The sequence below is a fragment of the Sodalis sp. (in: enterobacteria) genome (assembly GCF_047607725.1).
GTDB lineage: Bacteria > Pseudomonadota > Gammaproteobacteria > Enterobacterales > Enterobacteriaceae > JBLKSS01.
This window is the reverse complement of record NZ_JBLKSS010000054.1, coordinates 1-11,177: the sequence shown is the minus strand read 5'-3', so window position 1 is coordinate 11,177 and position 11,177 is coordinate 1. Positions and strand designations below refer to the sequence as shown.

Here is an 11,177-nt window from a genome sequence, read left to right as displayed (position 1 = left end):
CACAGGAAAAATAGACTAAAACTGAGTCAGAAGATGAGCGAACACGTGATCGAATATCACTGGAATGGGTGATCGGAAAATATCGGAATAACTGATCGGATGTCGCCGGAACAGATGATCGGATACGTCGGAATCTGCACTCCGACCATAAAAGCATCGGACAGACGGCACGGTACAACAGAAAAACAGAAATAGTCCCCGTCGTCGGTGGTCAGAAAAAATGAATTTTTATTCAAGTCGAAAAAATGATGTTAGGAATAGCTGATTCGGACACAAAAAAACCGCCTTAACGGCGGGGACTAATATAGGACATCTTATTAATTATTATGATTTTTTCTGTGTGGTACCCGGGACGAGACTTGAACTCGTACAGCCAAAGGCCGAGGGATTTTAAATCCCTTGTGTCTACCGATTCCACCACCCGGGCGTCGGGAAATCAAAACTGGAGGCGCGTCCCGGAGTCGAACCGAGGTGGACGGATTTGCAATCCGCTGCATGGCCACTCTGCCAACGCGCCTAATTTCATCCCTTGTCTTTGTCCTGCAGCGGGCTTTATCGGCAAATTGCCGAATCACTACCATGCAACTAGCTGATCATAAAGACAATTCGTTTATTCCGCGTTTCGGAATGGACGCAATTATGGCTTGCCTAAGCAGCGATGGCAAGCTTTTTTTGGCACGGGACGTTTAGATGGTTACATCACAGCCAACCGGGCACCGCAATAAAAATTGCCGTCTTTTCCTTCCCGCGGACAAACCTTAGAGGATGGGGCGATTGCTACAACAATGCTCTTCGGCCGCTGGCCCAGCGCACGACTGGCTGGCCTTATTCCATCCCCATCAGGTGAGCGAAAACTGTTGATGAGGGACAGCCCCTTGCCGACACCGCTTATGTTTAACTGGAGTGAACCCCACTTCACCAGAGACCCGCCGCCGGCGCCCCGCCAGACGGCCTTAAGCTGAAGTCCTCACGCCAAACGCCAAGGCCAGATGCTGGCCAGGTGCCAGGCATTATCTCCTAAACAGCCAACGCTTGCGCCATGGCAACAGTCTATTTAACTTTAAAGTGATAGGTGTCACCGCCGGGGCCCCCTCTCACCATTAGCATCTCAGGGAATAGCGCTCTCCGGCCGGCGAACGCCGTGCCCTGTGCAGGGATTGGCGTTAGACAACAGGGGTTATTGTGAGGCAGAAGCACAGGGTCTGATAGGCAGAGTGTAAACGGGCAGCCGCAAGCGGCATGACACCCTGGGGATAAAGTAGAGCGAGCGACAACAAAAAAGGACCCATATGGGTCCTTTCAGCGTCAGCCGATGAACGAATTACACCGGCCAACTGGAATTTGGAGCGGGAAACGAGGCTCGAACTTGCGACCCCAACCTTGGCAAGGTTGTGCTCTACCACTGAGCTATTCCCGCATGACTATCAACAACCTGGTTACCAAACCTATCGGCGAACAACCGTGGTTGCTTTCGGTGCGATGCATTCTACTGACCTCGCCGTATGAGTCAATACAAAAATAGTCATCGCCGACGCGTTTGCTGTTTTTTACAGCGCTTCTCTCAATGCTCGAACAAATCGTGCCGCGCGGCATACAGATATTGGAACATTGACCAGAAAGTCAGCACCGCAGCGACATACAGCGCGACGATACCTATCGCCGATACGATGTCGTCCGGATGCCACAGCAGCGCCACCAATGCCAGCATTTGCGCGGTGGTTTTCACTTTACCGATCCAGGAAACCGCGACGCTGCTACGTTTGCCTATCTCCGCCATCCACTCACGCAATGAAGAGATAATGATTTCACGGGCAATCATGGTCGCCGCGGGCAGCGTTATCCACCAGGAATGAAAATGCTCCGCCACCAGCACCAGCGCCGTGGCGACCATCACTTTATCCGCGACGGGATCGAGAAATGCGCCAAAGCGGGTCGTTTGTTTCCAACGACGGGCCAGGAAACCGTCAAACCAATCCGTCACCGCCGCCAGGACAAAAATGAGCGCGCAACTCAACGGCGCCCATTTGAAAGGCAGATAAAAGGCCAGAACAAAGAACGGTATCATGACGACACGGAACAGGGTAAGCCAAGTCGGTATATTCAGTTGCATAGTGCTTTGTTAACTATCTGGCCGGAGTGGAAATAACAAGTATGTTGCTACATTGCCGCTAGTGTTTCAACGCATTAAATATTTTTTCTGCCAAGGCGCCTGAAATACCCTGCACTTGGGCAATTTCCTCCACGCTGGCATTGCGTAACGGCTGCAGGCCGCCCATGTACTTCAGCAGCGACTGTCGACGCCGCGGCCCGACACCCTCAATCAATTCCAGCGCGCTGGTATTTTTTACCTTAGCACGTTTATTGCGATGGCCGGTAATCGCATGGTTGTGCGAATCATCGCGGATATGCTGAATCACATGCAGGGCCGGCGAATCCGGCGGCAGCGCTATTCCCTCGCCATGTGGTTCCAAAAACAGCGTTTCGAGGCCGGCCTTGCGGTCTACGCCTTTTGCTACGCCGAGCAACACTACGCGCGATTTGTCCCAAGGTACGTCCAACTCCTCGAACACCGCTTTGGCCATACCCAATTGACCTTTACCACCATCGATAATCACCACGTCGGGGATTTTCTTTTCTTCGAGCGCCTTACCATAATGGCGGCGCAGGACCTGATCCATGGCGGCATAATCATCGCCGGGGGCTATGCCTTCAATATTATAGCGGCGATATTCGGCGCGTACCGGCCCGTTGCCGTCAAAGACGACGCAGGAGGCGATAGTCTGTTCCCCCATCGTATGGCTGATGTCAAAACATTCCATCCGGTTGACCTGCTCGATACCCAATAGCTCTGCCAGAGCGGCTAAACGCTGATGTACCGTCGACTGTTGCGACAGTTTAGTCACCAGCGCCGTCGCGGCATTGGTGCGGGCCAGCTTTAGATAGCGGGCGCGGTCGCCGCGCGGCTGCGTCTGGATCTGAATTTTCCTGCCCGCCTGCTCGCTCAGCGACGCCGGCAGCAGCGTTTTCTCAGGCAGCGTGAAATCCAATAGAATTTCTCCCGGTAGCGAGCGCATCTGACAGCCCTGCAGATAGAATTGGCCGACAAACGTCTGCACCACTTCCGCCAGTTCCGTACCGGCCGGCACTTTTGGAAAATAGCTGCGGCTACCCAAAACTTTCCCCTGGCGGATAAACAGAACATGGACGCAGGCCATACCGGCGTCGAACGACACGCCGATGACGTCCAGATCTTCCCGGTCGCCGGAAACGAACTGTTTTTCCGTTACGCGGCGCACCGCCTGGATCTGATCGCGCGCGCGCGCCGCATCCTCAAAGTTCAGCGCGCGGCTGGCCAGTTCCATCCGCTCTACAAGCTGATTAAGCACCTGCTGATCTTTGCCTGACAGGAACAAGCGCACATATTCCACCTGCTGCTGATATTCCTCATCGCTGACCAGCCCGTGTACGCAGGGCCCCAGACAGCGACCTATCTGATACTGCAGGCACGGGCGTGAACGGTTGCGATACACGCTGTCCTCGCATTGGCGAATGGGAAACAGCTTCTGCAACAGGGCCAGCGTCTCCTTTACCGTATAACCATTGGGAAATGGCCCGAAATAATCCCCTTTCGCATGCTTGGCCCCGCGATGGGACGTGATGCGGGGATGCGCGTCGCTGCTGAGGAAAATGAAGGGATAGGATTTATCATCGCGCAGCAATACGTTGTAGCGTGGCTGATACAGCTTAATGTAGTTATGCTCAAGCAGCAGCGCTTCGGTTTCCGTATGGGTGATGGTCACATCAATATGATGAATGCTTTTCACCAGCGCTTCGGTCTTGCGGCTGGCAACCTGGGCACGAAAATAGCTCGCCAGGCGCTTTTTCAGATCTTTAGCCTTGCCGACATAAATCACCGTACCGGATGCATCATACATGCTATAGACGCCAGGCTGGCTGGTCACGGTGCTCAGAAATTGTTTGGCGTTAAAACTGTCAGTCACTACTTAATAAAATCTCCGTATTGAACAACCCGTGGCGGATGGCCAGATGGGTTAATTCTACATCACCGCTGATGTTTAGTTTACTAAATATCCGGTAACGATAGCTATTAACGGTTTTAGGGCTCAGATTGAGCTGCTCCGAAATATCGGTGACCTTTTGCCCGCGGGTAATCATCAGCATAATTTGGAGTTCCCGTTCGGACAAACATTCAAAGGGGGTTTCCGCCTGCGGCTCCAGCTGACTCAGGGCCATCTGCTGGGCGATATCGGACGCGATGTAGTGTTTACCGGCGTTCACCGCGCGAATGGCGCAGATGACCTCGCGCGGAGCAGCGGCTTTGCTCAGGTATCCTGCGGCCCCGGCCTGCATTACTTTAGCAGGTAATGGGTTTTCTGTGTAAATGGTCAGCATGATAACTTTGATATCCGGCGAAAAGCGCACGATTTTGCGCGTGGCTTCCAACCCGCCAATGCCCGGCATATTCATATCCATTAACACGACGTTGACACAATTGTTGCGGCACCACTTTACCGCCTCTTCGCCACAGTGTGCCTCGCCAACGACTTTGAAGCCTTTGATATCTTCAAGAATGCGTCGTATCCCTGCGCGCACCAATTCGTGGTCATCAACAAGAAAAACGCTTATCAAAGAGAAATTCTCCAAAAAAGAGGGAGTGATGTAAAGCGAATCAAATATTTAAGACTTATATTACAGCTTTTAAGTAAATAAAGAAAAATGATTATTCGCTTATACTGGAAAAATTCAGCAGTGTCGCCTGCGCAGGCTTATTTTAGACAGATAGGTTATTGCACCGCAAGGAGATTTCACCAAAATTCGTGTAGCCGTCGGGAATTGCCCATTTCCCCTCTTTTGTCACAACGTCTGCACGTCCATCGCAAGACCCGAGCTGCTTAAAAAGCGAACAAAACCATAAGAAATTTACTTAAAAATCAGTTTATTATGATTTTCCTTTCGTTGAGGCAATATTATCATAAATCATTTCATATACATATTTTTAAAGAATAATTATTTATAAATTATTACTTTTAGCGTACATTCAAACTTTAAAGTTAATTATAATATATTGCCGCTCCGTTTAATCCGCCACGCCTGGCGAGGACTGGACACCTGGGGAAGAGTGGCGTTTTTTTAACCTGCCGCAATTTGCCCGAGATAAATGACCAACATCAGTTAAATTTATAAAACAAAACCTGTTATAATCAGCGCACATGGCGTCCACCGCCGACGCGTAGCGGTCCGCCAAGCGAGGCGCCAGTCTTAATGATCACTGATAACGGGGACAATAATGGGCAACGTTGAATTTACCACCGATAGCGAAACCGCGGTACTTGCGCAAGAGCTTAACTGCATGAAGGCGATGATGTCACTGCTGTTAAAAGCCATTGGGCAAGCCGATGCCGGCAAAGTCATCATAAAAATGGAAAAATACATCAGTCAGCTTGATGATCCCGAACAGCAAGCGGTATTTACCAGTACCGTAAAACAGATAACCCACGCCTATCGTCAATAAAGACGCCTCCCGCGCCGCGGGGCCAGGACGGCTCAGCCGGTCGTCGCGATCGTTTACCCGCTTACCTATATCCTGGCGGCACCGTGGTAGACTCTTGCCACGGTTCCCCGACTTCTTTTATTGTCATGACGCTGCTGTTCAAAGCCCTGCTGGGCGCATTAGTGGTGGTGCTAATCGTGCTACTGTCCAAAACCCGTAACTACTATATTGCCGGTCTGTTGCCGCTTTTTCCCACCTTTGCGCTTCTCGCCCATTATATCGTCGGTTCCGAAGCGCTGCGCATGACGATTCTTTTTGGTATTTGGGCCGTCATCCCCTACCTGGTCTACCTGATATCCCTTTATGGATTTGTCGGCGCCATGTGCCTGCCGCTGTCCAGCGCCAGCGAGGGAATTTCGCGAGCTTTTGCGAAAAAGAACTATACTCAGCGAACCCCTCTCTGGAGACAACCATGAAAAACATCGGGATAATTGTCTTTATTGCGTTTGTTGGTCTGTCATTAACCGGATGCGCCGATTCATCACCCACCACGACGCGAACCTCAGAACCTGTACCGCACGGCAGCCCGCAAAATGTTGGAAACTGTACCTGCAGCAGTTTAATTTCCTGCAGCTGCGGCTCGCCGTCCGCGCCTTGACGGTGATGTGACAATGCGGGCCGCGCTATAGCGAGCGTAACCACGCGACCTGTGATTCTTCCATCGCATCCAACGCCTATATATCCTGGCGTTGTTTACGCGCCTGTGAAGGTGTGATCCCATAGGTCGTGATAAACAGACGATTAAACGTGGCCGGCTCTAAATGCCAAATAATAGGCGATCTCGGCAATGCGCCAGCGGCTATAGCGCGGGTGCAATAGCATACGCGTCGTCGCCGTGAGGCGTTTTTTGCGGATATGGGCGGCACGCCACCATAGGGCTCAAATAACCGATATAATGATGAACGGGATAAGCCATACTGCTGGCCTATAAGTTCCGCGGTCAAACCGGGTAATTGCAGATGCTGATGAATGTACTGGCAGATGCGGCTAATCACCAACAGCCGAGTATCCGCAATCAGCGGCTGGCCGAAACTGACCGAGGTCTTGATGGCGCTTATCAAAAAATCAATAACCGGTCGGGCGATGCGGCTTGCCTCGGTGGCGGTGATGTCAATGCTGTACGCCATAAGTTGATGAACATGGCTGGCGATAAGTTTATTGAGTARTTCGCCACGGCGAATTACCTTGCCATGCAACGAAGCGGTATCGTCAATCTCCACCAATAGCTGGCGCGGAATGACGACATACATGACGTGTGCCAGCGACGTGTCGCGCCTTTCTTTCAATTTTAAGTTAAGCGGCTGCAAAACATCTATCAGCAGAATATCTTCAGGCTCAAGGGATAAAGCAAGTCGTCCCAGGTTACCCTCTATGCCCCCTTCCAGCATAATGATCAACAAAAAATGATCATTTAAATCACCTCCGTGTGATGGAAAATTCACAAACGTTTGCCCCGTGGCCTGTATATGCCCACAGATAAAAATATCAAAATGATGCGCTTCGACACTCCAATTGAGGATATCCACCTGCGAACGGGTAAAATGCGATTGTAGCAGAGAGGCATTGACACCAGAGCGCCAGAGTTCAATCTTTGAGGAAGGTATTTCCCCCTCAAATGTATTGTCATGAATAATCCGAGCGTTTTCATCTTTCATGGTGCTACCTTAAAGGGGACAGGCGTACCCGCGCACGCAATCACTCCCTAAAGAATCTATTGGACAGGTTTCCCTTTTAAAGTGTTCAGTGTGCTTTTTATTTATCACCGACCTGCTGGGAGGCATTCTGATTATATCGCTAAATTTAAAAATGGTGATATAGATTTATTATTTTTCAGTAAATATTTTTTCAGTTCGCAGCGATGACGCGTCGCTGTCAGTGAATGACCAGTAAAAACAGGAGGTTGATTTATTTTCACGTCTTGCCGGCTGGCATGTGAAATCCGTACTTCGCCGCCCTGTTCGCGGGAACTTGCCGGCAAACTTAGCCTAATGTGCTCTGATGCCATCGCCGATAACCAAAGCATGACGTTACGCAGATAAATAACGGGCAGACGGGTCTGATGAACGCCACATTCTCATTTTTGTGATACGAAATAATATTGACTTATAATGCATAACATATCAGCAATTTTATTACTTATTACATAAAGAAAAGGACGGGTTAATTCTGAAGTTTGATCAATGCCGCTGTTGACAGGCATGAAAGATATAAACTTGTCATTGTGCGGTCGACCGCATTTCATTTGTAAGCGCACCGTGGAGGACGTCTTGAATTATTGGTGGGTTTGTTGTATGGCTCGGTAAGAATATGTTCCACTACGATGCCTAGTGAACCCGCATCCTATAAGGGACGGCTGTCAGATCATGGATAATCCGGCGATGATAGTGTCCACTTAAATTTTAATGGACACTATCACAAACTTCAGAACCACTAATTTCATATCACTCAAACCGAGATGGGAATAAAAGTTATTAAAATCAATACAATGAGCATAAGCGTGTAACGTAGGTTTACTGTCTCATACAACAAACCCACCAATAATTCAAGACGTCCTCCACGGGGCGCTTACATTAACACCTTGCCGCACATTACGCTGGTTAGCGTGGCGCATCGCAATAGCGTCACGCGTTATCATACCCGCTGCTGGCGCTTCACGCGTCACGATGATGACGAGCAGGCGCAGATGCAGCCGAGCGCGCTGCCGCAAACGCTGGCGGAAAACGTCTAGGGCCAGGGAGCCGTTGTGCGCCCCTCAACCGCGCAACGGCGAATCAGACCGCACTGGGACAAAAAGCCGGCGGCAGGACAGCCTCCGCGGCGTCCGCCAGCCGATGCCAGACTGGATTCGGGGTCAACAGATGGACGCCAGACGAGACTTGGGATCAGCAAACCGACGCCAAACCGGACTCGGGGCCGGCAAGCCTAGGCGTGTCTGGCGTCAGAAAAGCCCGCCGGCCGCGGGGAAAAGCGTGCCGGCGTCGGCTTAGGCATCGGGGAGCAGATGCGCTCACGCCGGCTCGGTCATCGGTAGGATGCACCTAAGCCGGCTACGCTCTCAGGCGGTGGCCACCGGCGTATGATGGCGATCCGGTTTGCGCAGCAGCATCACAAGGTATACCAGCGCCACCGCCGCAATCATGACAAACAGCAGATGATCCGAATAACGCTGCATCAGCATGGCGGTCATCGACGGACCGAACAGGCTGCCGAGCGTATAGCTGAGCAACAGCGCCTGGTTCATGGCGACCAGTTCATCCGGGCTGACCTTTTCGCAGGCCCAGGACATCGCCACCGGATAGAGGGTAAAACCGGAGCAGCCAAGCACAAACAGCGCCGGCGCCATCAAACAGGCCATATGATAACTGCGGGTGAAGCCAAACCGTTTAATCAGCACCCCGGTGAGCAAGGTACCGGCAAGATTACCGGTAAAATAGGACGAACTGACCAGGCCGACCTGCCAGGTGGGCAACGAGGCATGGCTGAGCCAGAGCGGCACCAGCGTGTTCAGCAAGGCAATGGAAATCGTCAATAATAAGAGGCCCGCGAGCAGTAATAGCACCGGGCGAGAATAGGCGGACATGGTATGGGAAACGCAGCCTCAGAGAAGAGATTACGCCCATCATGCCACCACGGCATAAAAAGTCAATCAGCCAAAATGTGCCGCCGCATTTTTTGCGCAACAACAGGAAGCATGCTTGATTGTGCGCAAAAAAACGCGCCTCAGCGGGCGCGTTGCGAACGTCGGACCCTTAGCCGATATGGGTCAAACCGTTCATGTAGGGCCGCAGCACCGCCGGTATTTCAATGCGGCCGTCGGCCAGTTGATGGTTTTCCAGCACCGCCACCAGCGTGCGGCCGACCGCCAGGCCAGAGCCGTTCAGCGTATGCACCAGCTGCGGCTTTTTGTCGGTCCGGCTGCGGTAACGCGTCTGCATACGGCGCGCCTGGAAGTCCCCGATGTTGGAGCACGAGGAGATTTCGCGGTAAGTATTCTGCGCCGGCAGCCAGACTTCCAGATCGTAGGTTTTACAGGACGCGAAGCCCATATCGCCGGTACACAGCAGCACTTTGCGGTACGGCAGTTGCAGCAATTGCAGCACCTTTTCGGCATGGCCGGTCATCTCTTCCAGCGCTTGCATCGACTGCGCCGGTTTGACCACCTGCACCATTTCCACTTTGTCGAACTGATGCATGCGGATGAGCCCGCGGGTATCGCGCCCGTAAGAGCCGGCCTCGGAGCGGAAGCACGGCGTATGGGCGGTCATTTTCAGCGGTAGCGCGTCTTCCTCGATGATCTCGTCGCGCATCAGGTTGGTCAGCGGCACTTCCGCGGTCGGGATCAGCGCATAGGCGCTGGTTTCCGCTTCTTCGCTGAGCGGCTGGGTATGAAACAGATCCTCGGCAAATTTCGGCAGTTGGCCGGTGCCGTACAGCGAGGCGTGCTTCACCAGATAGGGCAGATAATGCTCCAGATAGCCGTGCTGCTCGGTATGCAGATCCAACATGAACTGGGCCAGCGCCCGGTGCAGGCGGGCGATTTGGCCGCGCATCACCACAAAACGCGCGCTGGTCAGCTTCACAGCCGCGGCAAAATCGAGCCCGCCCGCCATTTCCCCCAACTCCACGTGGTCGCGGATGGGGAAATCGTACTGGCGCGGTTCGCCCCAGCGCGACACTTCCCGATTGTCATTTTCATCACGGCCGTCGGGCACCTCGTCGGCGGGGATATTGGGCAGCGACTGCGCGTAGTCGCGGATCGCGCCCTGCAGGGCGTCCAGTTCCGTCTTGGCGGCGCTCAAGCGCTCACCCAGCTGATTGACCTCCTGGCGCAGTGGCTCGATAGCTTCCCCGCGCGATTTCGCGGCGCCGATGGCCTTGGAGCGGGCATTGCGTTCAGCCTGCAGATTTTCGGTTTCCACCTGGAGCACTTTGCGGCGCTCCTCCTGCTGGTGCAAGGTCGCCACATCCAGTTTAAATTTCCTGCGAGCCAATTTTTCGGCGACTGCGTCGAGCTCGTTACGCAGTAGATTGGGATCGAGCATGCTAGTCCTGTGCTTATGATTATCTGATGTATGTTTACGATGTAAGTCTATGGCCGCGCAGCGCCCAGAGCGGGGCCGCGTCATGAATTCAGCACTGCTAACCTTACCGCAACGGTGGGGTTATCGGTAGCGTTTTGTCGGGCTATTTTGATCCAGCGCGCCCAGCCAGGCGAGCTTTTCAGCGATTTTGCCCTCCAGCCCGCGTGAGCTGGGTTGATAGTAACGGGTATGCGCCATTTCGGGCGGGAAATAGTCTTCGCCGGCGGCGTAGGCGTTGGGTTCATCGTGGGCGTAGCGGTATTCCGCCCCCAGGCCCATGTCTTTCATCAACCGGGTCGGGGCATTGCGCAGATGCGCCGGCACATCGTAATCCGCCTTTTCGCGCGTATCGCGCATCGCCGCTTTGAAGGCGGTATAGACGTAAGCGTACGCCCAGCGCCGTCTGTTAATTCCCCATCAAGTTATTGAAGATGATGTCCATTATTTTTTTAATGGGCGCAATTCATGAAACAAACCCCACCAAAACCCTCAAGACGTCGTCCAAATTTCCCGCTGGACTTTAA

The 11,177-nt window shown here is 52.8% G+C and carries 9 protein-coding genes, 3 tRNA genes and 1 pseudogene; 3 read left to right on the top strand and 10 right to left on the bottom strand.

From position 1 onward, the window contains the following. Positions 1-341 precede the first annotated feature (341 nt). From ACMX3H_RS05845 to uvrY, 6 genes are all read right to left on the bottom strand, one after another. Positions 342-427, bottom strand: a tRNA-Leu gene (locus ACMX3H_RS05845). A 16-nt stretch (positions 428-443) separates the two neighbouring features. Continuing rightward, positions 444-517, bottom strand: a tRNA-Cys gene (locus ACMX3H_RS05840). Positions 518-1,342: 825 nt separating this feature from the next. Then, positions 1,343-1,417, bottom strand: a tRNA-Gly gene (locus tag ACMX3H_RS05835). Between the two features lie 144 nt (positions 1,418-1,561). After that, complete coding sequence (pgsA, locus tag ACMX3H_RS05830) at positions 1,562-2,110, bottom strand: CDP-diacylglycerol--glycerol-3-phosphate 3-phosphatidyltransferase (RefSeq protein ID WP_415210137.1); 549 nt, start codon at positions 2,108-2,110, stop codon at positions 1,562-1,564. A gap of 58 nt (positions 2,111-2,168) precedes the next feature. Beyond that, the gene (uvrC, locus tag ACMX3H_RS05825; RefSeq protein ID WP_415210136.1) at positions 2,169-4,001 is read right to left on the bottom strand and encodes an excinuclease ABC subunit UvrC; all 1,833 of its coding nucleotides are present in this window, start codon (positions 3,999-4,001) and stop codon (positions 2,169-2,171) included. Beyond that, entirely contained in the window at positions 3,994-4,650 is a 657-nt protein-coding gene (gene uvrY / locus ACMX3H_RS05820) for a UvrY/SirA/GacA family response regulator transcription factor (protein WP_415210135.1), read from the bottom strand. Before uvrY ends, uvrC begins: the two co-directional genes overlap by 8 nt. Positions 4,651-5,308: 658 nt before the next feature. On the opposite strand from uvrY, the gene ACMX3H_RS05815 reads away from it, so the two are divergent. Next, positions 5,309-5,533, top strand: a complete 225-nt coding sequence (locus tag ACMX3H_RS05815) for a DUF2594 family protein (RefSeq protein ID WP_025245199.1) — start codon at positions 5,309-5,311, stop codon at positions 5,531-5,533. A gap of 125 nt (positions 5,534-5,658) precedes the next feature. Further along, the gene (locus ACMX3H_RS05810) at positions 5,659-5,988 is read left to right on the top strand and encodes a GlpM family protein (RefSeq protein ID WP_415210138.1); all 330 of its coding nucleotides are present in this window, start codon (positions 5,659-5,661) and stop codon (positions 5,986-5,988) included. Between the two features lie 258 nt (positions 5,989-6,246). Here ACMX3H_RS05810 and ACMX3H_RS05805 read toward each other — a convergent pair whose 3' ends face one another. Further along, positions 6,247-7,227 carry a hypothetical protein gene (locus tag ACMX3H_RS05805; protein ID WP_415210134.1) on the bottom strand — a complete coding sequence of 327 codons (981 nt, stop codon included), beginning with the start codon at positions 7,225-7,227 and terminating at the stop codon, positions 6,247-6,249. Between the two features lie 947 nt (positions 7,228-8,174). Between ACMX3H_RS05805 and ACMX3H_RS05800 the strand changes: the two genes are divergently transcribed. Then, complete coding sequence (locus ACMX3H_RS05800) at positions 8,175-8,300, top strand: hypothetical protein (protein ID WP_415210133.1); 126 nt, start codon at positions 8,175-8,177, stop codon at positions 8,298-8,300. A gap of 327 nt (positions 8,301-8,627) precedes the next feature. Here the strand turns inward: ACMX3H_RS05800 and ACMX3H_RS05795 are convergent, their stop codons facing one another. The 3 genes and pseudogenes from ACMX3H_RS05795 to ACMX3H_RS05785 form a co-directional block, all read right to left on the bottom strand. Further along, the gene (locus ACMX3H_RS05795; RefSeq protein WP_415210132.1) at positions 8,628-9,152 is read right to left on the bottom strand and encodes a hypothetical protein; all 525 of its coding nucleotides are present in this window, start codon (positions 9,150-9,152) and stop codon (positions 8,628-8,630) included. Between the two features lie 169 nt (positions 9,153-9,321). Next, entirely contained in the window at positions 9,322-10,614 is a 1,293-nt protein-coding gene (gene serS / locus ACMX3H_RS05790) for a serine--tRNA ligase (protein ID WP_415210131.1), read from the bottom strand. Positions 10,615-10,734: 120 nt separating this feature from the next. Beyond that, positions 10,735-11,034, bottom strand: a pseudogene (locus ACMX3H_RS05785) (recombination factor protein RarA); the annotation flags it as partial. Positions 11,035-11,177 lie beyond the last annotated feature (143 nt).

Bases quoted from the DNA above. Each gene is read 5' to 3' on its own strand.
- pgsA (WP_415210137.1), bottom strand. From the start codon at position 2,110: ATGCAACTGAATATACCGACTTGGCTTACCCTGTTCCGTGTCGTCATG.
- ACMX3H_RS05815 (WP_025245199.1), top strand. From the start codon at position 5,309: ATGGGCAACGTTGAATTTACCACCGATAGCGAAACCGCGGTACTTGCG.
- ACMX3H_RS05810 (WP_415210138.1), top strand. From the start codon at position 5,659: ATGACGCTGCTGTTCAAAGCCCTGCTGGGCGCATTAGTGGTGGTGCTA.
- ACMX3H_RS05795 (WP_415210132.1), bottom strand. From the start codon at position 9,152: ATGTCCGCCTATTCTCGCCCGGTGCTATTACTGCTCGCGGGCCTCTTA.
- serS (WP_415210131.1), bottom strand. From the start codon at position 10,614: ATGCTCGATCCCAATCTACTGCGTAACGAGCTCGACGCAGTCGCCGAA.